This window comes from Saccharothrix algeriensis (assembly GCF_016907655.1).
In the GTDB taxonomy this organism is placed as follows: Bacteria; Actinomycetota; Actinomycetes; order Mycobacteriales; family Pseudonocardiaceae; genus Actinosynnema; species Actinosynnema algeriense.
On the sequence record NZ_JAFBCL010000001.1, the window covers coordinates 5,039,397 to 5,063,805 of the forward strand.

At 69.0% G+C, this 24,409-nt stretch carries 19 protein-coding genes; 6 read left to right on the top strand and 13 right to left on the bottom strand.

Features of this window, described 5'->3' with window-relative positions; translation table 11 throughout:
* The first annotated feature begins 581 nt into the window (after positions 1 to 581).
* Together JOE68_RS23105 and JOE68_RS23110 are read left to right on the top strand one after the other, a co-directional pair.
* On the top strand, positions 582 to 860 hold the full coding sequence (locus JOE68_RS23105) for a hypothetical protein (protein WP_204844376.1): 279 nt from the start codon (positions 582 to 584) through the stop codon (positions 858 to 860).
* Entirely contained in the window at positions 821 to 1,639 is an 819-nt protein-coding gene (locus JOE68_RS23110; protein ID WP_204844377.1) for a hypothetical protein, read from the top strand. The genes JOE68_RS23105 and JOE68_RS23110 overlap by 40 nt, the downstream gene beginning before the upstream one ends.
* Positions 1,640 to 1,847: 208 nt before the next feature.
* Here JOE68_RS23110 and fxlM read toward each other — a convergent pair whose 3' ends face one another.
* The 4 genes from fxlM to JOE68_RS23130 form a co-directional block, all read right to left on the bottom strand.
* On the bottom strand, positions 1,848 to 3,122 hold the full coding sequence (fxlM, locus tag JOE68_RS23115; protein ID WP_239562322.1) for a methyltransferase, FxLD system: 1,275 nt from the start codon (positions 3,120 to 3,122) through the stop codon (positions 1,848 to 1,850).
* Between the two features lie 2 nt (positions 3,123 to 3,124).
* Positions 3,125 to 4,279: a lanthionine synthetase C family protein gene (locus JOE68_RS23120; RefSeq protein ID WP_204844378.1), complete on the bottom strand. Its 1,155-nt coding sequence runs from the start codon at positions 4,277 to 4,279 to the stop codon at positions 3,125 to 3,127.
* The gene (locus JOE68_RS23125) at positions 4,276 to 7,269 is read right to left on the bottom strand and encodes a lantibiotic dehydratase (RefSeq protein ID WP_204844379.1); all 2,994 of its coding nucleotides are present in this window, start codon (positions 7,267 to 7,269) and stop codon (positions 4,276 to 4,278) included. Before JOE68_RS23125 ends, JOE68_RS23120 begins: the two co-directional genes overlap by 4 nt.
* A 68-nt stretch (positions 7,270 to 7,337) precedes the next feature.
* Positions 7,338 to 7,490, bottom strand: coding sequence for an FxLD family lanthipeptide (locus JOE68_RS23130; RefSeq protein ID WP_201436646.1), 153 nt, complete (start codon positions 7,488 to 7,490; stop codon positions 7,338 to 7,340).
* A gap of 116 nt (positions 7,491 to 7,606) precedes the next feature.
* On the opposite strand from JOE68_RS23130, the gene JOE68_RS23135 reads away from it, so the two are divergent.
* The 3 genes from JOE68_RS23135 (at position 7,607) to JOE68_RS23145 (ending at position 10,077) form a co-directional block, all read left to right on the top strand.
* The gene (locus JOE68_RS23135) at positions 7,607 to 7,834 is read left to right on the top strand and encodes a hypothetical protein (protein WP_201436645.1); all 228 of its coding nucleotides are present in this window, start codon (positions 7,607 to 7,609) and stop codon (positions 7,832 to 7,834) included.
* Positions 7,835 to 8,391: 557 nt separating this feature from the next.
* Positions 8,392 to 9,633, top strand: coding sequence for a helix-turn-helix domain-containing protein (locus JOE68_RS23140; RefSeq protein ID WP_204844380.1), 1,242 nt, complete (start codon positions 8,392 to 8,394; stop codon positions 9,631 to 9,633).
* Between the two features lie 63 nt (positions 9,634 to 9,696).
* Positions 9,697 to 10,077: a hypothetical protein gene (locus JOE68_RS23145; protein ID WP_204844381.1), complete on the top strand. Its 381-nt coding sequence runs from the start codon at positions 9,697 to 9,699 to the stop codon at positions 10,075 to 10,077.
* 234 nt (positions 10,078 to 10,311) lie between these two features.
* On the opposite strand, the gene JOE68_RS23150 is transcribed toward JOE68_RS23145, so the two are convergent.
* The 6 genes from JOE68_RS23150 to JOE68_RS23175 all read right to left on the bottom strand — a co-directional run bounded on the left by JOE68_RS23150 (position 10,312) and on the right by JOE68_RS23175 (position 21,872).
* Positions 10,312 to 10,737: a hypothetical protein gene (locus JOE68_RS23150; RefSeq protein WP_204844382.1), complete on the bottom strand. Its 426-nt coding sequence runs from the start codon at positions 10,735 to 10,737 to the stop codon at positions 10,312 to 10,314.
* Entirely contained in the window at positions 10,734 to 13,214 is a 2,481-nt protein-coding gene (locus JOE68_RS23155; RefSeq protein ID WP_204844383.1) for an AAA family ATPase, read from the bottom strand. Before JOE68_RS23155 ends, JOE68_RS23150 begins: the two co-directional genes overlap by 4 nt.
* 349 nt (positions 13,215 to 13,563) lie before the next feature.
* Positions 13,564 to 16,824 carry a type I restriction endonuclease subunit R gene (locus JOE68_RS23160; RefSeq protein ID WP_239562323.1) on the bottom strand — a complete coding sequence of 1,087 codons (3,261 nt, stop codon included), beginning with the start codon at positions 16,822 to 16,824 and terminating at the stop codon, positions 13,564 to 13,566.
* A complete protein-coding gene (locus JOE68_RS23165) occupies positions 16,821 to 18,023 on the bottom strand; it encodes a restriction endonuclease subunit S (protein ID WP_204844384.1) in 1,203 nt (400 codons plus the stop codon). The genes JOE68_RS23160 and JOE68_RS23165 overlap by 4 nt, the downstream gene beginning before the upstream one ends.
* Entirely contained in the window at positions 18,016 to 19,656 is a 1,641-nt protein-coding gene (locus tag JOE68_RS23170) for a class I SAM-dependent DNA methyltransferase (RefSeq protein WP_204844385.1), read from the bottom strand. Before JOE68_RS23170 ends, JOE68_RS23165 begins: the two co-directional genes overlap by 8 nt.
* Before the next feature lie 50 nt (positions 19,657 to 19,706).
* A complete protein-coding gene (locus tag JOE68_RS23175) occupies positions 19,707 to 21,872 on the bottom strand; it encodes a hypothetical protein (RefSeq protein WP_204844386.1) in 2,166 nt (721 codons plus the stop codon).
* 314 nt (positions 21,873 to 22,186) lie between these two features.
* Between JOE68_RS23175 and JOE68_RS23180 the strand changes: the two genes are divergently transcribed.
* Positions 22,187 to 22,402: a hypothetical protein gene (locus JOE68_RS23180; RefSeq protein ID WP_204844387.1), complete on the top strand. Its 216-nt coding sequence runs from the start codon at positions 22,187 to 22,189 to the stop codon at positions 22,400 to 22,402.
* A 67-nt stretch (positions 22,403 to 22,469) separates the two neighbouring features.
* Here JOE68_RS23180 and JOE68_RS23185 read toward each other — a convergent pair whose 3' ends face one another.
* From JOE68_RS23185 to JOE68_RS23195, 3 genes are all read right to left on the bottom strand, one after another.
* Complete coding sequence (locus JOE68_RS23185) at positions 22,470 to 22,766, bottom strand: hypothetical protein (RefSeq protein WP_204844388.1); 297 nt, start codon at positions 22,764 to 22,766, stop codon at positions 22,470 to 22,472.
* Positions 22,767 to 22,911: 145 nt separating this feature from the next.
* Positions 22,912 to 23,589 (bottom strand): MBL fold metallo-hydrolase, encoded by a 678-nt coding sequence (locus JOE68_RS23190; RefSeq protein ID WP_204844389.1) that lies wholly within the window; start codon positions 23,587 to 23,589, stop codon positions 22,912 to 22,914.
* Between the two features lie 30 nt (positions 23,590 to 23,619).
* A complete protein-coding gene (locus JOE68_RS23195) occupies positions 23,620 to 24,402 on the bottom strand; it encodes a maleylpyruvate isomerase family mycothiol-dependent enzyme (RefSeq protein ID WP_204844390.1) in 783 nt (260 codons plus the stop codon).
* Positions 24,403 to 24,409 lie beyond the last annotated feature (7 nt).

The following is a 24,409-nucleotide window of genomic DNA, read 5'->3' on the forward strand; positions in this document are numbered from 1 at the left end:
CGGCGCACACCCAGCCGAGGCCGTGCTCGGCCTGTGAAAGTCATCAGCCAACGGAAGTTCCGCAGCAACTCCGCTGTGGTCATGGACGCGGTCGAGGCGGGGGAGCGGCGGAGGAACTGGTGGAGCGGCACCAGAGGCTCCCGCGGGTCGATCACGATCGCATGAGGCGTGAGGCCGACGACCTCTTCGGTGGCGAAGACCGGATCGGTGGGGACGACCTGTGGGAGCGGGGCGGTGGCTGAGCGGCGCAAGTCGGGCGTGTTGGACACCTGCGCCTACATCGACCTGGGTCTGCTCGATCCGGCGGTGCTGCCGGAGGTTCCCGAGTTGGCCGCGATGTCCCGGCAAGAGCAACGAGCACACCAACCCGCACCTGGTCGCGGCTTGGGATCCGGAGTGGCTGGAGGGCGGCGCGTTCGCCGAGCGCCACCGCGGCTGGCTGGCTGGTTCGCCTCACCCATGAGATCGACGCACCGATTACCGGGCACGAGGTGGACCTGGAGGGTGGGGATGTCTATCACGTGGTGTTGTCCATCTCCAGCCAGGACGGCCGGCTCGGTAATGCTCTTTAGCGAGAGCTGGTGGAGGAGGCCGTCGACCGGATGGGCTTTGGTCCGACCGACGACGGTCGGGCCGGGTGCCGGTGGGCCGTGGTGCACCACGGGCCGAGCAAGGAGGGCAACGACCACGTCTACGTCGCCATCAACCTGGTCCGCGGTGACGGCAGCGTCGCCAACACCTGCCGCGACTTGCCACGCTGGCGGCAGTGGTGCCTGGAAGTGGAGCAGCGCCTCGACCTGGTCTGGAGCGCGATCTCCAGGTGGCGGTGCAGCCACGCTGGGACTCGGACAGGCAACTGACCGGTTACCGCGTGGCGTTGCGCGCGGAGTGGGAGAAAGCATCTGCCGACGGCCGGATCTGGTTCAGCGGCAGCAGTCTCGCCCATGACCTGTCCGCTCCGAAGCTGACCGCCAAGTGGACCAGCACAGGACAACCAGCTCAAGAGCAGGCGGAAGTGCGCCGCGCTCCCGAGGAGTTGCTCACCAGAGCGACACAGGCCGTCGACAACGCCCGGCGCCACCTCACCGGCCGCGTCATCGCGGGCGATGTCTCCGACAGCAGCGGCGGTGACGACGTCGCCTACGCCACGGCGGACATGCTCATCGCGGTCGCCAGGGCACTCGGTGGCCCTGAACCGGGTGCCCTGGCCGAGGTGGTCGTCGTCTACGAGCGGGCCGCCACAGCACCGCGCAGGGGTCAGCCTGTCTGGCAGACCGAGGTCGCGGCAGCGCTACGCACCGCCGCACGCGACCTGTTCAAGGCGGGCATCTTCTCCAAACGCAACAGCACCGGCCTGCTCGCCGCGGCCCTCATCCTCGCGCTTACCGCACTGCTGGTCCAGATCGCCGCGTGGCGACAGCTGAGCCGCCAACAAGCACAAGCCAACGCCGCCACCCGCGCAGCGGCCAGGATGAACAACTACGGCGCCTACCTGGCCAAACGACACCCACCAACCGGCCGCCCGGAGCCGCTGTCATTTCAACCAGAGCCGGTGCACAAACCATCAGGACTACCTCGACCCTTGGCGCGGCGACTACAGCCCTCGCAACGAGACCCGACTATCAGGCGCACACGCTGAACCGCGCGGAGCACCGGACCAGAACCGGTGCTCCGCGCTGCCCAGTCCTGAACCTTTGTCGGACGTCGAGCGGGTCGGCACAGGAGTGTGGAGTCCTGTGCCGACCCAAACCGAGTCTGCGGTCGACGGACCAGCCTCAACGCGGGCCGTGCGGACCTGGCTGGGAGTGTGGACCTCACCCCTTAGTCCGCACAGCGTGGTCTTGAGGTCAGCCGGCCACGTCGTCGTAGGTAAGCAGGAACCTGCTGTGGGTCTTGTCGATGGCGGGGCCGGCCAGCTCGCTTTCGGGCGTGGCGGCGGGGTAGACGATCAGCGTGGGCTTGCATCGATCGCGCTCGGGCGTCCAGTCTCGGATCTCATCGCACAGGTGCTCGCTCAACTCGGCGGCGGCCGGGCCGTGGCCGATCGCGCCCAGCTCCCACCGCACCTCGTCACCATTGGTCTGGCGGCGCGACGTGAGGTAGGCCAGGGAGTCGCCGTCGACCAGCGCCGGGGATCGGAACGCCTGGATCGGGTCGCACACCTCGGGCGCGACGTCGGAGTGGGCGTCGATCCGGCATACGCGCTGGTCGGTGACAGTAAGGCGGAGCCAGATCCCGTCGTGCGACTCGTCGCCGGCGATGGTGACGCCTGACCAGGCGGTGGTGCGCGGCTGGTCGAGCACTCCGCGCAGTGCGTCCAGGTCGACGGGTTGGTCCCGGTCCCAGTGGAGCTTGACCGTCTCGTCGGCGGTGATCGGGCCGCTGAGTTCGCCCTCGTCGGCGTTGACCAGGTACACGAAGCCGCACAGGTAGATCGAGTCGGAGACCAGCCGACCGTCGGTATAGGTGAAGCCGACGCTGCGTGCCTGGCCGCGCCAACGCAGCGGCGCGACCAGCCGTGCGCCGGGGGCGAGCTGCTGCCACCAGGCGGCGGGGATGTCCCAGGGCGAGACGGTGGCGATGAGGCGGTCGTAAGGCGCGTGGTCGGCGTAGCCGAGCCCGCCATCACCGGTGATCGCGTGGACGTCGGCGTGACCTGCTGTGGTCAGGTTGCGTGAGGCTTGCGCGGTGACGTCCGGGTCGATGTCGATGGTGGTCACCAGGTCGGCGCGGCCGGTCAGCCGGGCGAGCAGGCTGGCGTTGTAGCCGGTTCCCGCGCCGATCTCCAGGACCCGGTTGCCCGGCTGAACGTCGAGCTGGTCGAGCATCATGGCGACCACGAACGGCGCCGAGGCGCACGACAGCGAGCGGCCGTCGTCGAAGCGGTGGGTGATCACCGCCTGCCACGGGTTGTAGGCGGACTTCAGGTCGGCCTCGGGCACGAACTCGTGGCGGGGCGTGTCCCGCAAGACCCTCTCCACCTCCTCGCGCTGGGCATACCCGGCCTTGCGGACTTTCTCGACCATCTCAGCGCGCAACGCCTCGGGCGAGGCGGCGGTATCGGCCGTCGGGTCGGTGGCGGTGTCGGAGTCCATCGGTTCCTTTCGTCGTTCAGCGGTCATGGTCAACCGTCCAGCAGCAGGCAGGCGTCCCATCGCGTGATGGGCGTCGTGTCGGTGGTCGCGGCACGCTGTGCCAGCCGGAGACCGGCTTCCCCGTTCAGCAGCCCGTGTGGAGGCGGCGGGTGGTGGAGCAGGTGCTCGGCCAGCCGCTCGGCGAGCCGGGGAACGTGGGCGCGCACCTGTTCATCGTGCTCTCCCACCCGCCAGGCAGTGTGCAGCACCCCGGCCCACCCATGGCACAGCGACACATCGCTGAGCTGGGCTAATTGGGCTTCGTCGGTCAGGCACCAGGCCAGTGCCCGCTGGGCGAAGCGCTGCCGGCGGATGTCGCCGAGGGCGAGTGCGGCCAGTTGTTGGGCGCGGACGATGCCGGGGGTGCCGTAACACCAGGACGGGCGATGCGGGCCAGCCGATCGGAGGGCGCCGGTGACGTGTTCGGTTCGCGTGATCGCTCCGGGCCACCACACTCGGTGCCCGCTCCCGCAACGCCACTGGTCCAGCCAGCGGCAGATGCGGTCCACCGCCTCGGCGTGACCGGGTACGACAACCCCGCGCCGCATCGCCAGCGCCAGGAGCGTCAACGGTCCGGCGATGCCGTGCGCGACGCCGAGGTTGCCGTGTCCGCCCGCCCAGTCGGGGCCGGGACCGGGACCGGTTGGCCCGCTGGTGGCCCACCAGCCCGGCAGGCCATCGAGGCGTGGTTCGGTCAGACGCACCAGGTAGACGAGCACGTCAGCCAACTGCGCTCCATGCCGCTCCGTGCTGCCGTGGCGACGCAGGAGGTACGCGCCGAGGCCGGTCAGCCCGGAGACGAGGTCGAACTCCCGCTTGGCGGGCAGTTCGCCGGAGTCGATCCGGCGATGAGCGGCGTCCAAGCGGGCGCGGATGACCGCCTCGACGTGCTCGTTCACTGCGGCCAGCGCACGGTGGTGGGTGGTTGCGGCGAGGGTGAACGCCACAGCCGGTGCGCCGTCGAACAGCGTGGCCTGGTGCGGGTGCGCCAGCACCGGTTCGGCGACCATCGCCGTCAGCCACTCCTCAGCGTCCTCGCCCAGCTCCAAGTGCAGCAGTGCCGTGCCCGCCGCACCGTCGGCCAGTGACTGCGCCCATCGGGCGTTCTTGACGTCGCGGACCTGTCCGCGTCCTTGGACTGTCATGCGATGTCCTGGGTAGTTCGCCAGACTGCGGCGGCTTGTCGTGCCAACCGCAAGCAGATCGCCTCGCGGTCACGGTTTACGCCCAGCGCGCGGTTGTGGTGCATGTGCAGCAGAGAGTGCAGCACCCGGTCAATGTCCACGCCGTCGGGCAGCGTCCGGCGATACCGCGCAAGCGCGTCGGCGCGCTGCCGGTGAACCTCGGCGACGGCGGACCATCCGGGAATGTCGGCCTGCCACCCATCGCGTACCAGCCGGGTGACCTCGGTGACCTCCGCGCGGTCGGGAACAGCCGGCGTGGCCTGGGTGCTCAGCCAGTCCGCAGCCACGGCACGGCTGCCGAGGAATGCGGCGGCCACGTCGAACATCGACAGCCCGGTGAGCACGGTCGGGGCGACGGTGTCGGCGGCCAAGTGGGTGAGCTGGGCGAGCACCAGGTGGGAGTCCGCGGTGAAGACTTCCTCGGCCTCGTTCATGGCGATGTAGCGGCCGACCTCGGGGAAGTAGGTGTCGAACGCCAACCGCCCGATCAGCCCTTCGGCGCGCAGCCGGTCAGCCCATGCGGTGACGGCGGCCAGCGCCTGGTCGGTATCGCCCGGCGTGTCGCGGTGCACGCGTACCCGCAGCCGCAGCTGATCGGGTTCCTCTCCTTCCCGGACCTGCGGGTAGCGGACGAACCAGCACGCGCGGTCGCCGAGCGCGGCCAGCAGCGCGGGCAACTCATGGACGAGCAGGTGGTTCATCCGGCCCGCGGAGAGGTAGAGCTTGGCGTACAGCCAAGAAGAGCTGGCCGAGCCGGGCAGGTGGCCGTGTTCGCGGGTCAGGATCGGTAGCACCTCGACGGCCGGAGCGGGCTCAGGCACCCGCACGGAGGTCAGCGGCAGCACCACGGTGTGCGGATGACCGGAAAGCCACCCGTCCGCGTCCGGGTCGGCTGCTTCCAGCAGCACGGCCTCGGAGTGCTTGCGCAGGTGTCGGTAGAGGATCGTTCGATGTGCGGACACGTCGAGGTCCAGCGGCAGCAACTGGTCGAAGTCGCGCAGCTCGACCCGTGCCGGGCAGCGCCACGTCGTCCGCCAGGAGTGCAAGGCTTGATCCCACTCAGCCGGATTCATCGGCAGATCGGCCTGCACAACCCGCCACCGGGCCGCCGACAGGATGGCCCGCCCGTAGCGCACTCGCGGCCGGAAGGGCAGCGCGTCGGCCGCGCCCCAGTCGAACCCGATCCAGCCAACGTCCAGTGCGCGGGTCAGCTCGCCGACCAGCCGTGCCATCGCCGGCTGCTGCTTGGATGTCAGGGCGTGCAGCACCTGCGGTTCGACGACGCGGCGACGAGGCAGGTCCACCAGGTGCAGGCGTCGGTGCGTTGCGGTGACCGCGAGATCGTCCACGCGGATCGCCCCATCAGGGACGTGCTCGCCGATCGACACGACGTCCGGCAGGTACGCGGGCACCCGGCACACGTTCTCCGCAGCCGGGTAGATCGGGGAGAACGACAGTTGCACCGGCGCCGCGCCGGCGGTCGTGGTCGGCAACGCGGCGAAGATCGCTGCCAGCCCGGCCTCCGGCACCAGGGTGGTGAACCGCGAGGTCAGAGTCCCGGCTGCCCGTCCAGGCGACACCGTCAGCGTGAACTTGCCACGATCCAGAGCGGCGGCATTGGCGGCGTGGATGCGCGCACCGAGGTCGACGTGCGGCGGAGGTGTCCCCCGCTCACCGCCGGCGGTAGCCAGCTTCTCCACCAGCGCTTCGTCCAGTTCGACCTCTCGCTGTCCGAGGGCAGTCGCCTTGGCGGCCAAAGCCAGCAGCAGCTCGTCACGTGCCGAGACCACGTGCCGGTGGGCAGGCCGCGGGCTGCCCGGATAGCCGCGGGGCAGGCCGATTCCGCCGTCTCGATCCAGGACCGTCCGCAGTGGTACGAGCGTGCCGGTGCCGTAGCGCTCGCAGAACGCGGCGAACCACTCTCGCCACTCGCGGCTGCCGGTGGTTTCACGGGTCAGCCGTGCCAGCACGCCGGCGGCGCGCTGCATCTCCCGGACCACCTGCTGCGGGAGCTGCACGTGAGCGTTGAGCCGGAGATCGACCGACAGCGGCACGCGCACCGAGTCCGCGACCTCCCGCATCCGCCGCGCCAGATCAACGCGGGCCTGCTCGCTGGGAGCGTGGTTGTGCTCGGTGATCGCGCGGTGAATCCGGTTCAGCTCCTCCGCAAAGGGGGCGATGGGCAACGAGTCCGCACCCGCGTCCCGCAGACGTTCCACCAGGAACGCCAGCGGGTCAGTGACCGTGCCCGTGGCGCGCAGCGAGGTCAACAGCAGACCGTTTCGCAGGAGGGACATCAGCATCGCCAAGGCGTCCCCGGCCTCCGGGAAGGCGTGGGCCAGCTTGTCCGAGAGGACACCGAAACCGATCGGCACGGCGGCCTCGTCCCGAACCATCGCCACCGCGGATGTCGCTCGGACGCTGACCTTGCGCGGGCCGGGCAGTTCCCACCGTCCGGCGCGCAGTTCCGCCGCGTCGTTGACGGTGACATCCAGCCGCGCCACCAGCTCAGCGCAGTCCTCCAGGCGTTGCACGACCCGGTGGAGCCAGCGCGTCTCCGCACGCACGACAGGGCGATGGCCTGTACCCCAGCGAGCGTCTGTCGAGGTGCCCACGGCGAGCGTGCTCACGCCGGCGAAGGTGCCGAACGGGGTCGGTCGGCCACGAGCGCGCAACACGTACCGGACGACGGACAGGGTCGCGCGTCGGACGTCCCGTGCTGACACCGCGTCGCCCGACAGGATTTTCTCCACGCGGGTGGCAAGGACGGGGCTGGCGTGCCGGATCGCCGGGGCGATTCCGGGAAGGGGCCAGGCTTCGACCAACCACGAACGACAGTCCTTCTCGTCGTCAGGATCCGGCCAACGGCGGATGTCGATGACTTCAGCCGTTGCCCGGAGCAACCCGGTCCCGTGGTGCTGGTAGTGGACGAAACCCTTGTCGGCGCACATGTCTGCGTCCTCCTCCCGGCATGGGGCCGGGCTTCGCACCCGGCCCCACGTCGCTCGTCGTCGTCAGATCACCGCTGCGAGTGGCAGGCGGAAAGCTCGCAGGTGTGCCCGCAGCCGTCGTCGGTCGCGCACGCCGCGTCTTCGACCCCCACCTGTTCGGTCTCGATCCGCACGTCCAAGTCGAAGGCGCCCACCGGGGCGTCCTGAAGAGCAGTGGTCACGTTGGTCTCCTTCGTTCGTTACACGCGCATCGCACGCGTGATCTTGCGGTTGGCAGCAGAGGCCATTCGAGAAGGCGGCACGGTGGTGCAGCAACCTGGTGGTGATCGGTGTCGCCATGAGCGATGTCGAGGTCTCGGGTAGATCAGCGCTCGCCGGCGGAAGGTGGAACGCGGGGGAGACGTCGGGTGTCGGCGTTGTGCAGGACATGACCGGCGATACGGACACGACCTTCGAACGGTGGCCCCACCGCTCGATGTCGGCCGCCTTGGACTTCGTCGTCGGTCCGGTCGCCGCGTGGAGATCGCTCGCGCTGATCACCTCCTTCTTCAGGCTGGCAGGGTGACGGCAGCGAGTCGTGGTCCTGCTTCCCAGGGCCGGTGCGGCAGCGCAGCTCCGCCACATGCGTTCGAATGTCCGCGGTGCGGCGACGGGCCAACCGCCGGTGGTTCCGCCAGGCACGCAACCCGTAGATCAAGCTGGCCCCGGCGGCCAGCGCTAACAGCGACAGGCCCAGCAACGTGAGCGCGGTGGCGACCCACGAGATGACGACCCACATGACGCCCTCGCAGTCGTGATCGGTGGGAGCCTGCCGTGCTGACCGGTGCCCGCACGGCCAGCACGGCAGACGTTCGAAGACGCGTCGGGCGTCCGGTTGCAGGAGGTATGTCCGACGACCTGGTCGTCGTGCGCCGGCACCAGCGGCAACCGTGCTGCTCGCTTCGCCCGGAGGCTCATGCGGGATGCTCCGTTCCACCTGGTCCGCTGGACGCCATGTCCGCTGGAGCCAGCTAACGACCGTTCAGGTCGAATCGGGAGCTTGTGTGCGCTGCGTGCGCACGGTGTGCCGATTCCGGGCAGCCTCTTGACCCGATTGGGTCTGGTGGAGTAGAGGCGGGACACGTGAGGATCACGGAGATGTCGGATCCATCCCCTGGGGACGTCCTGCGCGCCGAGCGCCAGAGGCGCCGCCTCACCTTGGCCCAAGCGGGCAAGCTGCTGGGCTACTCCGGCTCGGCGCTGTCCCGCATCGAACGCGGCCGGCCGGTGGACACCGACACGTTGCGGCGGCTGGCCGACCGCTACGGCATCCACCCGCAGCGACTGGGACTCGCTACCGTGGGGCCAGCAGACCCTCTGAATGGCGGTGATGACGTGCTGCGTCGAGAACTGCTGGCCGGGGTGCTCGGTGTCGCCGGGGCCGCGTTGCTCGGCCTGCCCGACGCCCACGCCCAGTCCACGACAACCGGACCCGTGACCGTCGACGAGCTGCGTCGCCTGGTTGACCGCGTTCAAGCCGACTACCTGGCCTGCCGGTACTCCCAGTTGGCCGCTGGCCTGCCGCAGGTAATCCGCCACGCGCAGGCCACACGCGCCGCCGTGGACGCCGAACAACGTGGCGAAGTGGACGCGCTGATGGCCACCGCCTACCGGCACGCCACCTGGCTGGCGCTGCGGCTGGGCGAGGACGGACTGGCCACCGGTCTGTCTCACCAGGCACTCTCGGCTGCCCGCGCGTCCGGGAACCTGCTGGTGGAGGCCGAAGCCGCTCAGATGGGTGCGGTCGTGCTGCGCCGGTTCGAGCAGCCTGACAAGGCCCAGCACCTGGTCGTGGACACCGCAGGCAAACTGCATTCCGATGCCGGCTTGGCCGGATCTGGGTACGGCGCGGCCTACGCGATGCTGCTGGAGACCGGCGCGTACACCGCCGCCATCGCCGGCCGCCGTGACATCGCCCTAGAGTTGCACGCCGAGGCGACCACCGCGGCCCGTACCACCCGGACGGCGTTGCCCACCGCACTCACCCCGTCGGCGGTGGACGCCCGCTACCTGGGGTTGTACGAAATCAGCGTGCACCGCAAGCTCGGCGACTACGGCACCGCCATCGAGGCGGCCCGCGCCATCCGGCCCAGCAGCATCACCGTCACCGAGCGGCTGGTGCGCTATTGGGAGGACGTCGCCCTGACCTTCGGCGCCTGGGGCAAGCGAGAACAGGCATTCCACGCGCTGCTCGCCGCCGAACGCGCCGCCCCGCAGGAAGTCAGGCTGCGCCCGTGGGCGCACCGCTTGACCCGGCAACTGCGCTCTTTCGGGCCGTCGCTGTCAGGCTTGCGCGAGTTCGCCGTCCGTGCTGGCGTCGCCTGATCACCAGCCTGACGCCACCGAACCGACCGTAATCGTCACCGCAAGGATCCAAGGAGAACGCGCGTGCCCGCGAGCAATACCGAAGGTGGGAGGATCTTCCGGGAGGCGTGGATCGCCGGGGTCCGCAAGCACTACCCGGGCGAGCCGAAACCCGGCTACGTCGCAGCCTGGGAGGACACCCCCGACTGGGAACGCGCCTCCGCCTCCGCGGTCTACTCACAGGTCCTTGCTTTCCTTGACATCACTGCTGGCAACGCCACCCGGCTGACCCGGACCCAAAAAGGCCAGTTCGTCGCCGCCTGCTGGACTGGGCAGATCCACCGGCACTTCTCCGATCCCAAACCCTCCTACGTTGCCGAGTGGAGCGATCTGCCAGTCTGGCAGCAGGAGACCGATGCGGACATCTTCGAACGCATCGAACAGGACAACGTCGCTGACGAATGAACTGTCGCCTCCCTGGAAACCGATCGAAGTGAGCGTCAGCGTGTACGTCCCGGTCCAATTCGGAATCTGCTGATCAGCTTCTCGCATTGCCCATGAAGCCGCTCCGGTGCGGGTCGACGTCAACCGCCCTTTTGGTCTCGTCCTACGTGCTTCTCCTCCTGGCAGCGACCCTTGTGCCGACTGGTATAGGGCCTTCCCGTTACCGAACCGGCTGATAGCACGGTCCACTCGTAGTCACCGGCCCATCAGTGCGATTAGCGCCGCGACTTCGCTCCGCCAGGAGCGAACCTGGTCCTCCGTGGGACCGATCTCGTACTGGTGGTAGTGGCAGCCGAGGCAAAGCTGGCTCCAAGTGGCCTTCGCCCGGCGCGCGGTCCCGGCTTCGACACAGCCGCGAAGCCAGAGAAGCGCGGCTCGCATGTTGCCCTCGCGAATCGCGCGGGGCGCGCGGTGCGCGGTGAGGCGGGCGGCGACCGCGCTCTCCAGCGCGACGCGGAGAGCGAAGGCCGCACCGCGGCACCGACTCGCCGTCGTAACCGTGAGCATGACGGACGGGGCGGACACGGTTGTTGCGGCCTCGGTACTGGGGAGACCACTCGAGGCGGTGGCGGCAAGGAGTTGGTCGGCGGTATCCAGCAACTCACGAATCGTTGGGTTCACTGGTCGGCCACCTCCAGCTTGCGCACGATCTGGGCGACGGCCTCGATGTCCCTCACGAACCGCAGGGGCTCCGGCATCGGCGTGCCAGTCGGGTGGGCGCCTTCCTGGCACTGCCGGATGAGGTCCACCGCTGCGGGACCGCAGCGTCTGCACAGCTCGCGGTAGACCTCGCTCGCCGTCCTCGAAGAGTCCCCGAAGAGTCCCAGGGCGGCGATGTCCGTCAGCTTGATGGCGGCCGTGACGGTCTTCTCCGCCTCGTGCTCGGTCAGTCCGGCACGGTGCAGCCGCAGCCAGGCGGCCTCCGAAAAGGCGCGTTCCAGCACAGTGCGGCAGAGACCAGGCAGCACGTGCGTCAGGGCCGCCGGCGGCAGATTTGGCGTACGGGCGAGGGCGTGTGCGTCGCTCAGCGCCTGGACGACCGGGTCGGTCACCCGGCGCACGGTCACCGTCGAGCGCGCCTGCCGCTCCACCTCCAGGACCGTCACCGGAAGTTCCTGGTTGGTGAAGGCCCGCTGGAGCCGCGTGTCGTGGGTGAAGACGACGACTTGGCGGGTCTCACCGAGGTGGTGCAGGACCTTCGCGAGGCCGTGGACCTTCGCGGGGTCCATGGACTGCACGGGGTCGTCGATCACGACGAACCCGAAGGGGCTGTCTGGTGCGGCGGCACGTGGCAGGAAGAGCGAGAGCGCGAGTGAGTGCAGCTCGCCCTGGCTCATGACGCCCAGCGCAGCGGCCTCCGTACCGTCCACGGACACGTCCATCACGAGCTTGCGCACGGCGGCCTTCTCGCTGCCGGTCAGGCGCATGGAACGCAGGTCGACGTTGCTCTGCTGACGCAGTTCCTCCCAGACCCGCTGCGAGTGGTCCTCGAAGGGCCGCAGCCGTTCCTCGCGCAGTTCGGCACACGCCTCCTTGAGCCACTTACGGGCCGCCCTGACCTGGCGCAGCCGGGGCTTGCCCGCGTACGCGGTCCGGGCCCGGCCGAGCCAAGCGGCGAGGCGGGTGATGCAGCGTCGCCAGCTTTCGTCGAGTTCCTCCAGTTCCTGGGCGGCCTCCTCGCGCAGTGCAGCGCAGGTGTCGGCGAGGACGAGCGCGGCGGTCTCGGCGTGGGCTGCGAGCCGCTCGGCATCGTCGATCTCCCGGCAGGCCGCCCACTCCTTCCACGGAACGACCAGCGGGGCGGGCAGCCAGGCGGGGACCAGCCTGACGAGGTATCGGACGGCTTCCATCGCCTCCCTCAGCTCGGTGCGGGCTTCCTGCGCGGCTGCCGCATCACACCGCAAGACCGCCACCTGCTCGGCGGCCCGCTCGGCCCATTCCTCGTCGAGCGGCCGGTCGGCCCCGCATACCGGGCAGATGTCCTCGTTCGCATGCCGGCGGCTGTGGTCCAAGGCCCTGGACAGCAGCTCGGCGCGCTGGTGGGCGTCCTCGGTGCCCGAGGCGCGCACGTCGTTTAGTACGGCGATGGCCTTACGCAGCCGGTCCACCGCCGTACCGACCGCGTCGAGGTCGGGACCGGACAGCTCGACAATCGCGCGCAGTTCCCGAAGGTGCTCGTCGTCCGCATCAGGCAGTCCGGTCACGAGGGCGTCCAGCACCCCGAAGTCGGGCGTCCCCGACGCGCTGACAGCCGCGAGCGCGCGTGCCGCCCTGGGATCGTCCAGCGCGGAGAGCGCCTCGACGAGGACGGGCAGCTCCACCTCGACCGCCTTCACCGCCGTGTTGAGCTCCTTCTCCGCGGCCTGGAGCCGCTCGTCTGCGGCCGTCAGCTCGCCGAGTCCGAGGATGGTGGCGATCGAGTCGTACAGCTCGCTGGGCCTGCCGCTGATGACCTTGTCGAGATCGTGGTACGACAGGAAGGGCCGGTAGTCGTGCAGCGCCCGCTCCCAGCCGGCCTCCTCGAAGGGCCGCCGCCCCTGCCCCGGTCGCTTGAACTCGACCTCGGGAGCCGTGACGTCGCCGCCCGACCAGGTGCACGTCAGAGTGGACGGCTTGGCGTCGCCCGCAGCAGAGAGGCGGACCTCGACCTTGGGCTCGCCCCCGTCGTGCAGGTTGCGCCAGTGCCGGCGCCACACCTCACCGCGCTGCTTGTCGAGGCGGGCGGTCCGGCCGGTGAACGCGGTCTCGACGCCCTCGGCGAAGCTGGACTTCCCCGAACCGTTGCGCCCCATCACGAGAGTGACACCGGGCTTCGCGGTCAGCGGCAGACGCGCCTTGCGGCCGATGCCGCGGAAGCCGGCGACGCTGATGGATTCGAGGAACACCCGCTGATCGGGGCGCGGGCCTGCCGACGCGCCCGCACCAGTTCCCGCCTCGCCCAGCGCCTCGCGGAGCATCGCCTTGACTCCCTCGGGGAGGGTGGACACTTCGAGGCGACCGGCCAGCTGGGAGAGCGTCGATGGGCTGCCGCTGTCGTGGTCCTGTCCGGTCTGCGCGGTGTGCTCCGGGCGCTTGTGGTGCTCAAGGTCTTCCGTCATGGCGCTCTCCGCCCTCTTGTGGTCCGTTCCGGTGGGGTCGGCCGGGCGGCCGCGGTAAGCGAGAGGGGGTGAGCCTCCGACGATTCGCGAGCCCGGTGCGACGGAACAGACGTTAGAGACGGCGGGTTGCCGTAATCCATTTATTCAGCGATAACCTGGGTTATCGCAATTCGAATGCTTTCGACGCGAGTTGACGCCGGAGGAGCGCTTCGCGCCCATACCAGTCTTGTCGACTGGATGACGAGTGCACCGATCACCATCGCCGGGCAGAACGTCACCGATACGACTGGATCGAGCACACCTGGCCGTGATGGGCGGGCGGCACTCGGCCCGCCCATCACGTTCCTGCCTACTTCGCGGCAGGCGCCCACAGGGCGGCCACGATCTCCATCTGCTTCAGGACGAGGTCGACCGCCTCGCGCTCCTCCTCCGGCGGGTAGTCGAACATCGCCAGCACGCGGCGGATGCGGGTGCGCAACTTGGCCCGGACGGGCTCGCGGGAGAGCCAGTCGACGGAGAGGTTCTTCCGGATGTCCTTGACCAGGGCTCGGGCGATCTCGGCGAGGGTGTCCTGGCCGCCCTCCACCAGCTCGGCCATGTTCTTCTGAGCGACCGCGTCGTAGAAGGCCAGCTCCGCGTGGCTGAGTGGCGGGTCGAACTGCTCACCACGGTGGGCCTCCGCCGACACCTCCCTGGCCAGGGAGGCGAGTTCGGCGATGACCTGGGCGCTGGTGAGCTGCTGGAGCATGTACCGCTTCATCAAGTCGTCGAGGCGCTTGGAGAAGCTTTCGTTGCGGACGACGTTGTGCTTGGTCACCTCGCGCATCTTCTGCTGGATCAGGCGGCGCAGCGCCTCGGCGACCAGGTGCGGGGTCTCGGAGTTCGCCAGCTTGCGCAGCTGCGCCTCGTTGATGCGGGTGATGTCCAGCCGGCCGATCCCGGCCTCCGCGTACAGGTCGGTGATCTCGTCGGCGTCGACGACCGAGGCCGCCAATGCCTGGAGGTAGCGCTGCACCTCGGCACTGAGCGGCTGCCCGCTCGCCTCGCGCTGCGCCGCGTCGAGCTTGATCATCCAGGCCCGGACCTCGCTGAAAAAGGCGATGTCGCGGCGCCAGTCGTCCATGTCCACGCAACGCTCGACGATCTCGCGGCTCATCGCGCAGAGGCGGTAGAAGCGGTCGAGCCGGGCAGCGCTGTCCTTGAAGCGGACGGAGAGCGGCTTGGCACCGGACTCGACCTGGTTACCAGGGTTTGTCGGATCACGCAGGAAGTCGGCGGTCAGGCGCAGTGCGCGTCTGCGGGAGTCGGGCCGGCCGGTGTCGGCCAGCCATTCTTTCCAGTGGCACCCGGCCAGCAGCCCCCTGATGGTCGACAGTTCGTTCTTGACCTCGGTGATGGCCCGCTCGATGTCCGCGCCGAGCGTCTGGTCCTTGCGGTCCTGGTCGGAGTACTCGCGCAGGGCTTTGTTGAGGTTGTCGGTGAGGGGCGCGTAGCCGACGAGGAGGCCGTCCTGCTTGCCCCGGAAGCGGCGGTTGACGCGGGCCAGGGCCTGCATCAGGTTGGCGCCCTGCATGGGGCGGTCCATGTACAGGGTGTGGATGGGCGGCGCGTCGTAACCGGTGAGCAGCATCGAGTGGACGATGAGCAGTTCCAGCTCGTCGTCCGGGTCCTTGGCGCGGGCCTGGACGACCTTCTGCTGGGACGGCCGCAAGGCGTGCTTGCGCAGGTGCTCTTCGTCAGAGGGGTCACTGTGGAAGACGATCTTCATGACGCCTTGGGAGGCTTCCGTGCCCACCCATTCCGGCCGCCGCTCGGCCAGCGCGTCGAAGAGCCGTACGCAGATGTCGCGGGTGGCGCAGACGACCATCGCCTTGCCGGGACTGCCGATGTCGGGCTTGACCAGTTCGCGGCGCAGCTCCCAGTGGGCGATCAAGTCGTCGGCGAGCTTCGCTATCCGGTCAGGGGCACCGTAGACGGTGTTCATCGTCGTGGCGTACTTGATGGCACGGCGGCGTTCGGCGTCGTCCATGCCCTCGGTGAGACTGTTGGCCTGCTCGTCGAGCGTGTTCGGGTCAACGCCCTTGGGCAGGTCGACCTGGATCACGCGCGGTTCGTGGAACACGCGGACCGTGGCCCCGTCGTCGACGGCGCGCTTCAGGTCGTAGATGTCGATGTAGTCGCCGAAGACGGCCCGGGTGTCGGCCTCGGCCTTGGAGATCGGCGTGCCGGTGAAGGCGAGCAGGGTGGCGTACGGAAGGGCGTCGCGCAGATGGCGGGCGTACCCGTCAAGGCTGTCGTAGTGCGAGCGGTGCGCCTCGTCGACGATCACCAGGATGTTCCGGCGCTCAGAGAGGAGCGGGTGGGACTTGCCGGCCTGCTTCTCCTCCTTGCTCAGGCCAAACTTCTGGAGGGTGGTGAAGATGATCCCCCCGACGGTGCGGCTCTTCAGCTCGGTGCGGAGCTCTTCCCGCGTGTTGACCTGGATGGGTTCCTGCCCGAGAAGGGTTTTGCTGTCCCGGAAGGTGTCGTAGAGCTGGTCGTCGAGGTCGTTGCGGTCGGTGATGACGACGATGGTGGGGTTGTTCAGCGCGGGGTGGCGGGAGACGAGCGCGGACGTCTCCACCATCTCCTCGGACTTACCCGCGCCCTGCGTGTGCCAGACGACGCCGGCCTGCCCGGTCGACCGGGACGCCTCGACGACCGCTTTCACCGCCTTGTTGACCGCGAAGTACTGGTGCGGCTTCGCGATGCGCTTGCCGGAGAGCGGCTCGCCGGGTTTGGGCGGCGGGAAGTTGACGAAGTTGCGGGTGAGGGAGAGAAATCGGTCCTGTGTGAACAAACCGTGCAGGGCCAGGTTCAGCGCGTCTACGCCGTCATAGCCAGGCTCGGTGGTGTCGACGCGCTCACCGTCGTGGTCGACGTTCCAGGGCGCGAAGTGCTCGTACGGTGTGAAAATCGTGCCGTACTTGGCGGTAATGCCGTCCGAGAGCAGGCAGAGCACGTTGTAGCGGAACGCGACCGGGAACTCCGAGACATAGGTCTGGAGTTGGGCGTGCGCGGACTTCAGGGTCGCGTTCTCGTCGGAGGCGCTCTTCAACTCGACAACGGCCAAGGGCAGGCCGTTGACGTAGAGGACGATGTCGAAGCGGCGGTGGCTACCATCAGTGTCCCGGACGATGACCTGGTTGACGGTGAGGTAGCTGTTCGCGTCGGGGTCCGTGAAGTCAACGAGGCGCACGGTCGGGGTCTGCTCGGCGCCGAACTCGTCGGTATAGGTCAGCCGGATGCCGTCGGTGAGGTACTCGTGCGCCTGCCGGTTCTCCGCGTACGCCTCGCGGGAGGCGGGGTCGGTGGCGATGCGGAGGGCTTCATGGACGGCGGTAGCGGTCAGCTCCGGGTTCAGCTTCTCGATGGCCGCTTGGAGTTCGTCGTGCAGGATGAGGTCGCTCCAGTCGCGGCGGTGGCCGGTGCCGGGGGCGAGGTCTTTGCCGGCTTTTACCTCCCATGCGAGCTGCCCCAGTTCGTCCAGGGCGAGGTGTTCCCACGTTGCCTCGGTCATCTTGGCGTCGAGGTGGGCGGGAAGCTGCTCGCTGCCGCTTCTGGCGGTCATAGGGCGTCCTCCACGATCTTCTCCGCGTCACAGACGCGAAGCTTGCCGGACATCAGCTGGGGGAGGAGGGTGTCGCGGAGTCGTGCAAGGGTACGAGATTCCACCACTCCCTGGTGCGCTCTAAGGCGCAGAATCATGGCCACTTTCTCGAAAGCCTCCCACTTTTCGTGCGGTGGAAGGGTAATTGGGGCTTCTTTGAACCGATTTGCGTGAACGGCAGGGTAGGCGCTTCCCTCGGCCACACTCTCTAGGTAGCCCTGAAAATCAGCGGTTCTCGTAGCTTCATAAAACAGTGCGGGACCTACGCTCCTTGGGCTCAGCACGGCAAGTCCAGACGAGAAGGTAAGTTCCGGGTCATCATCAAGAATCAATGCATGAGACCGGCGATTGGGTCGAACGGTTGACCAAATCGTGTCGCCCACAGAAGCCTTGCGTCGAGCTCTTCCGGGAGCATTGCTCCAACTGATGCGCTCAGGCCATTCATACGCCCCAACAGACACGCTGGAGATATCAACATAGCGGAGTGATCCCTCAGGCGCGGGTCCGACTGACCGCTCGTTAACAGCAGCAACGTCACCCAGGGGTACTTGCTTAGCGTGTTCATCGGACACTGCAAGCTTGTACATGGAAGAAACGAGAGAGTCCACCGTTGCGGCCGTGTGCTCGTTGACCGCGATCTTGTCGTCCAGTGCCCCAAGGATGTCCACGATGGCATGCTGTTGCCGGCGGTCCGGAACAGTGATGGACAACGAACGAATGTCCGACAGGTTCAAATAGTCAGCCATATCTGTTTGGCTCTTGCGCGAGCTGGCCTGACCCCAGAACTCCGAACTCTTGAACCAGTAGTGTAGATATTTGGATTCCAGCCGTGCCCCCTCAGTGACACGAAAAAAGCAGACCTGCGGACTGTAGACAAACTCAGGGGATCCGGTAGGAATAATCGTCACACGTCCGACAGTCCCCTTCGTTGTTAGTACAATATCCCCCCATCGAGATACTTTTGCTCCCATAGCGGCTCGGTAGGCGTCACTCACGTAATCCGCAAATTCGGGCCTGATGGCGCCATCATGCACCTCGGCAACACGCAGGATTGGGAGTCCTGGCTTACCAAGCTCGGATTTTTTAGTGCGGTAACCATCCCCGAAGGTCATGTCGCCCGCCTTCACCAAATCAGCGAAGGTGAGTTGCTGCTCAACCATCGATCCTCCCCAGCTGCTCGCGCACCACCGCGTCCAGCCGTGCTGACTCGTCCAGCTGCTCGAACAGCTCCTTCGTCAGCCGCGCGATCCGCTCTTCCACCGGCTCCGCGTCCGGGTCCTCCTCGGCCTGGGCCGCCCCCACGTACCGCCCTGGGGTCAGCACGTAGTCGTTCTTCTTGATCTCCTCGATCGTCGCGCTGTAGCAGTAGCCCGGCGCGTCCTCGTACGTGAGGCCCTTGTCCTTTGCCGACTTCGTGCCGCGCCACGCGTGGTACGTGTCGGAGATCTTCTCCAGGTCCTCGTCCGTGAGGATCCGCTCTGTGCGGTCGACCATCGTGCCCATCGAGCGGGCGTCGATGAACAGCACTCGGCTGCGCCGGTCCGCCAGGGCCTTCGCGCCCTGCGGCGACTTGTCCTTTGTCAGGAACCACAGGCACGCCGGGATGGCTGTCGTGCGGAACAGGTTGCCCGGCAGCGCGACCATGCAGGAGACCAAATCCGCCTCGACCATCGCCGCGCGGATCTCGCCCTCGCCCGACTGCTTGGACGACATCGAGCCGTTGGACAGGACCACGCCCGCGCTGCCCCGGTCGCCCAGCTTGGAGACGATGTGCTGGAGCCAGGCGTAGTTGGCGTTCGACTGGGGTGGTACCCCGTACTTCCAGCGCCGATCGTCCGTCTTCCTCGCCCAGTCGGACATGTTGAACGGCGGGTTGGCCATCACGAAGTCGGCCTTGAGGTCGGGGTGCTTGTCTTCGGCGAAGGTGTCCGCCCAGCGGTCGCCGATGCCCTTGGGGTCCATGCCGTGGATGGCGAGGTTCATCTTCGCCAGGCGCCAGGTGCGTTCGTTGGCCTCCTGACCGTAGATCGCGATGTCGTGGGTGTGGTCCTGGCCCTTCCACTTCTTCACGAACTTGCCGCTCTGGACGAACATGCCGCCCGAGCCGCACGCCGGGTCGTACACCCGCCCCTCGTACGGCTCCAGCACCTCCACGATCAGGCGGACCACGCTCGCCGGGGTGTAGAACTCGCCGGCCCGCTTGCCCTCGGCACGGGCGAACTTCTCCAGGAAGTACTCGTACGTCTCACCCAGCACGTCCTGCGCCGGGCGGTCGCCGTGGCCGGTGAAGCGGGCGTCGCTGATCAGGTCGACGAGTTCCTTCAGGCGCTTCTGGTCGACGTTGTCGCGGTTGAAGATCTTCGGAAGGACGCCGGTGAGGGCCTTGTTGGCCTTCATCACCTCGTCCATGGCCGTGTCGAGGAGCTTGCCGACGCCGCCCTCCGCGCTGGCCGCGTTCTCGGAGATGTAGTCCCAGCGGGCGGTCGGGGGCACCCAGAAGACGTTCTTCTCGGTGTACTCGTCCTTGTCCTCCAGGAAGGCCGCGCGGCGGTGCTCGGGGATCTGGGCCAGCTCGGGGTCGGCGGCCAGTTCCTCGCGGCGTTCGGCGAAGGCGTCGGAGACGTACTTCAGGAAGACCAGGCCGAGCACGAACTCCTTGTACTGGGCTGCGTCCATGGAGCCGCGGAGCTTGTCCGCAGCCTTCCACAGGATGTCCTGGATCTCCTTGGTGCTGGAGACGACGGGCAGTTCGCCCTGTCCGGCGGCTGCCGCGGCTCGCTTGCGGGGAGGCATCGTTCCTTACTTCCTGTTGGTGGGTTGATGGGGTCTGATCGGTGGATGGGCTACGTGCGGTTGACGGTGCGGGTGGGCGGATCGGCAAGGGTGAACGTGCCGTCCGCCAGCCCGACGATCGTCAGGCCGCAGGCCTCGGCGAGGGCGTCGATCTGGGCGCGCAGCAGGCGTTCCCGGCGTTCGGTCTCGGCCAGCAGGGCGTCGAAGCGCCGCACCTCGTCCGGGTCGAGGTCGGGGAGCTGGTAGTCCTCGATGCGGCGGGCGGGGCGCACCGCACCGGGGCTGCGGGCGGTGCTGGGGGCAGCATTCAGCAGGGCTGCCAGGACCCGCGGGGTCAACGGGCGGGCGACGTCGGGGTTCACGCGCAGGACGCGGGCCGGGAAGGCGACCACCGAGAAGCCGTCGTGATCGACGTACAGGCCGAGGCGGGGCGCGAGTGTGTAGGCGACGTCACCGGGCTCGGTGAGCGCCACCTGGCCGTACGCGCCGGCCAGGACCAGCCGGTCGATGCGGCGCGTGCCGACGGGCCGTGCGCCCGTGATCTCCTCGGGTCCCAGGACGGCGTGGTGGCCGTTCGACGTGAGGTGCCGGTCGTCAAAGCGGTGGCCCGGCAGCCGGGCCACCCTGCGTTCGGCGATCAACTTACCGAGGGTGGTGCGCCGGGGCAGGCGTCCCACGCGGCGCAGCACGCCTCCCCGATAGGGGCCGTGCTCGTCCTCATACGTGCGGGTATCGGCCGCCGCCCGTTCCAGGCGCGCCTCCGCCTCGGCGATCAGGGCCGGGCGCTCCGCGACCTTGTCGGACCAGATCACAGCGGCGGGCGGCGCGGGCGGGATCAGCGGGCCGCCGAAAGTTCGCTCCAGGACGGCGACGGGAACCGCGTGACCGTAGCGCGGGTCGTGGCCGTCGAGCTCCCGGAAACCTTCCGCCCGCCAGAGGAGGACGTCCTCGGCGAGCCGCACGCGCACCTCCGCCGTGAGCTGCTCGGCACTGATGTCGGCCAGTAAGACCTTGCCCTCCGCCTCGGGGACGGGATCGCGGGTGAGCGTCCACAGCGCGGGACGGTAACCAGGGCGGAAGGGCACGACGCCGCCGGGAAGCGCGATGACGGACTCGACGACGTTACCGCGCAGGAGAGCCGAGCGGAGCTGGGCCGCCTCGGTGTCCTTGAGCTCGTCCACGAGCGCGTCGGCCGGGCCCAGGACGAGGGCGGTGCGGCCGGGGCGAAGGAGGTCGGCGACGCGCTCGACCTCCGCCAGGGCGGCGAGCACGGAGCGCTCCTCGCCAGGGCGGTAGGGGAGCTGGGTGACGACGAGGTCCGGATCAGCGAGGCGCTCCTCCAGGTCAGGGCCGGTCTGGACGTCGAGGTCGAGTTCGCTGACACCGGCGAGGAGGAGGCGGCGGCGGGTGATGCGGGCCAGCCGCTCGTCGGGGTCGGCGGCCAGGACGGTGATGTGTTCGCGGTCCTCCGTGTCGTCGAGGAGCGAGGCGAGCAGGTCGCCGGCGCGGGCGTGCGGGTCGGCGAGGGTGAGGGACTCGCCGTGCTCCAGCCTGATGCGGAGGTCGGCGAGCTGGGTGAGCAGGCGGCGCAGCTCGGGGGCGACGGCGTCAGCGGCGAGGGAGTCCAGTCCGAGCCGGGAGCGGGCGGAGAGCAGCCACTCGTATGCGCCGTGCTCCTCGTAGGCGGCCTCGACCAGATCCTCGGTGAGGCGAGCGAGCGGGGCCGCGGTGGCGTCGAGGGAGCGCAGTTCCCGGAGGAGGAAATCGTCCTCGGCGTCGATCCGCTCGGCGCGGCGCAGGACGGCGGACCACAGCACCTCGTCCGCTTCGGCGCTGCTCGGGGGGCCGCCCGGGCCCTCGGTCAGCGGTCGGCTGTCAAGTCTGCGCAGACACAGAAGGCTTCCCAGTGTCTCGATCAGCTGCCACGGTGTGAACCGCTCCCGCAGCGCGACGATACCGAAGAGGGCCAGCTCGGAGCGGAGTTCCGCCGGGGTGGCGTTGCCCAGGCCCGAGGTGATCAGCCAATCGGCCACCTGGGCACCGTCGAACAGCGGCCTGCCCGAGCGCTCGGACACGGCGGCGGGGAAATCCGGGTAACGGCGGCGCCAGGTGGACACGACGGGACGCTTCACCTGGGCGAACGCGGCGATTTCCGACATCGACACCAGGATGGGGATCTGGATGCGTAGCGCCGTGTCCGGCGGACCGATGACCACGGTATGCCCCTCCCTCGTCCCTCTCACGTCGCATCAGCCGACCCGACCGCAGGTCGAGCTTCTGCCACAGGCAGCGGCTCCTCGCCCGACGCGGCAGAACGATACGACGATCGTGGCCCTCACGGTGAGATTTAGTTGATAACCCAGGTTATCAACATGAACTGCCCTCCTATCTATTGGTTCCTTGGCAATGGCTGCCGGCGTGATGCAGAGGTAGTCCGACCCCGTGGCCAGATGCCAGCGGACTGGACAGTCTTGCCATAGCTACGCCTCTGATGGGACGGGGCGACTGCCCAGGTGAGACAGGGGAACAGATGGGGGATCTGGCCAAAGCGGTGGCCCGACTTGAGGAAGAGGTCGAGGAGGGTCATGAGCTGCGGAAGATCGTGGAACATCTCGACATGGCGATAGCCGAGCGCCCGTTGCGTGCGCTCGGTGCGGGGCGGGTTCGTGGACGGTTGACGGATGTTTCGGGCGTCATGCTGACGCCCCGCCCGGTCGTGGTTGACGCCCCGTTGCGGATCTGTTGACGTCCCGTGCTGGTCAGCGGCGCGTCGTCCTAACGCCCCAGTGCCGAGCCGGTGGACATGCCCGCGATCAGGACCAGGTTGTGGACCTGGGACGGTGGTCGGCGCGCTCGATCCGGGCGTCGCGGTAGCAGGGGTTGCCCTTGGGATCAGGTCCAGCTCTTCCGGGGAGCGGTGCGCGCTGGACGGTGCGGCAGGACAGTCGGGTGTAGGTGGTCAGCCGTTCGGCCGGCGGGAACGCCTCGGTGCCGTCCGGGCCGGCGTGGTTGGCCCTGGCGATCAGAGTGATCGCCAGAGCGGAGGCGTCCTTGCGGCCGGTGAGGATGGGGGCGTGGTTGAGCGCCCAGTTGATCGCCTCGATGCTCACAGCAGCACCGCCAGCGGGCGGGAACTGCAGCACGATGTGCGTACGGTCGGACCTCCTGCGTCCGATCGAGGCGCCGTCGTGCTGCTGCGACACCGGACGGGGCCGCCTGTCGGATCAGGCGGCCCCGTCCGGGGTGTTTCTCAGATCACCAACCGCGTTCGCGCCACTCGGTGAGGTGGGGGCGCTGCTCGCCGAGGGTGGAGTCGTCGCCGTGGCCGGGGTAGAACCAAGTCTCGTCCGGCAGGATGCCGAACACGCGCGACTCCAGGTCGTTCATCAGGCTGGTGAAGTCCTCCGGGCTTGTTGTCCGTCCAGGACCGCCGGGGAACAGCGAGTCGCCCGTGAAAAGGTGCGCCCGCCCGCCCGGCTCGCGGTGGAGCAGGGCGATCGAGCCCGGGGTGTGGCCGCGCAGGTGGATCACCGCCAGGGGCACCCGGCCGACCACCACCGTGTCGCCGTGGTCGACCAGCTGGTCCGGCGGGATCGGCAGGACGTCCGCGTCCAGCGCGTGCGCCACCGTGTTCGAGCCGTTCGCCCCGGCCACCGCGCCGAGCGCGCCCCAGTGGTCCTGGTGGCGGTGGGTGGTGACGACGGTCTTCAGGCGTGGGCGTTCCCGGGAGTGGCCCACCAGGTCGGACAGGCGGGTCGGGTCGGCCGCCGCGTCGATCAGCAGCGCCTCGTTCGTCGCCCGGCACACCAGCAGGTACGCGTTGTTGTCCATCGGACCGACCGAGATCTTCGTGATCGTCAGGTCGTCCAGCGTGCGGCGGGCTGCCGGGCCGTTCGGCTCGACGTGGCCCGTGTAGTCCTCAAGTACGTCCACGACCGCCGACGGTAGTGCAACCGGCGCTCCTCAGAGCCACGCGGGCAGCGCCGGCGCCGGCCCGGTCAGCCCCGCGCCGCCCCCGCGCCCGGTCAGCCACGCCAGCACGGCCGCCGCCGGGCCCGCGACCACCACCGGGTCGCCGTCCGCCAGCCGCCAGCCGCGCCGCCTGCCGTCGGGCAGGGTCACGTCCAGCCGCACGGCCGGCACGTCGGCCCGGCCGGCGTAGCCGCGCGCCACCTCGTCCACGTACCGCTCCACCAGGTCCTCCGGCAGGTCCTCGAAACCCACGCCCGCGTCCAGGTCGACCAGGTGGACCCACACCTCGCGCAGCCGCAGCCACGGGATCCGGCGCGCCGGGAACGGCCCGGTGCGCGGGTGGGCCACCTCCGCGCCCCACGCCGCCGGCGGCAGGTCGCGCGCGGCCACCGCGAAGCGCTCGCAGGCCGCGTCCAGGTCGGCCCGCAGCAGCTGCGGCAGCCGGGCCGCGCCCTGGGCGATGTCGGCGTCCCGGTCGGCCGGGCTGGGGTACATCTGGTGCTCGACGCCGGTCTTCGCCCAGGTCAGCAGGTTGACCAGGGCGTCGGCGTTGCGCGCGAGGTGCGTCACGACGTGGGCCCGGCTCCAGCCGGGCAGCAGGCTCGGCCCGCGCAGCGCGGCCTGGTCCAGGCCCTCCACCACCTCGTACAGCACCTCGGTGGCCCGCCGCACCCGCGCGAGGCCGGCGGCGGCGTCCTGCGCCGCCGCCGACTCGCGCGGCGCGGGTACGCTCGTACCGGCGGACCGGACCTGGGCGGCATCAGCGAAGCTCATGGGCACC

Coding starts and splice junctions, on each gene's coding strand:
- JOE68_RS23170 (WP_204844385.1), bottom strand. CDS start 19,656: ATGCCTCCCCGCAAGCGAGCCGCGGCAGCCGCCGGACAGGGCGAACTG.
- JOE68_RS23125 (WP_204844379.1), bottom strand. CDS start 7,269: ATGTGCGCCGACAAGGGTTTCGTCCACTACCAGCACCACGGGACCGGG.
- JOE68_RS23120 (WP_204844378.1), bottom strand. CDS start 4,279: ATGACAGTCCAAGGACGCGGACAGGTCCGCGACGTCAAGAACGCCCGA.
- fxlM (WP_239562322.1), bottom strand. CDS start 3,122: ATGACCGCTGAACGACGAAAGGAACCGATGGACTCCGACACCGCCACC.
- JOE68_RS23160 (WP_239562323.1), bottom strand. CDS start 16,824: ATGACCGCCAGAAGCGGCAGCGAGCAGCTTCCCGCCCACCTCGACGCC.
- JOE68_RS23155 (WP_204844383.1), bottom strand. CDS start 13,214: ATGACGGAAGACCTTGAGCACCACAAGCGCCCGGAGCACACCGCGCAG.
- JOE68_RS23195 (WP_204844390.1), bottom strand. CDS start 24,402: ATGAGCTTCGCTGATGCCGCCCAGGTCCGGTCCGCCGGTACGAGCGTA.
- JOE68_RS23165 (WP_204844384.1), bottom strand. CDS start 18,023: ATGGTTGAGCAGCAACTCACCTTCGCTGATTTGGTGAAGGCGGGCGAC.
- JOE68_RS23135 (WP_201436645.1), top strand. CDS start 7,607: ATGAGCGATGTCGAGGTCTCGGGTAGATCAGCGCTCGCCGGCGGAAGG.
- JOE68_RS23180 (WP_204844387.1), top strand. CDS start 22,187: ATGGGGGATCTGGCCAAAGCGGTGGCCCGACTTGAGGAAGAGGTCGAG.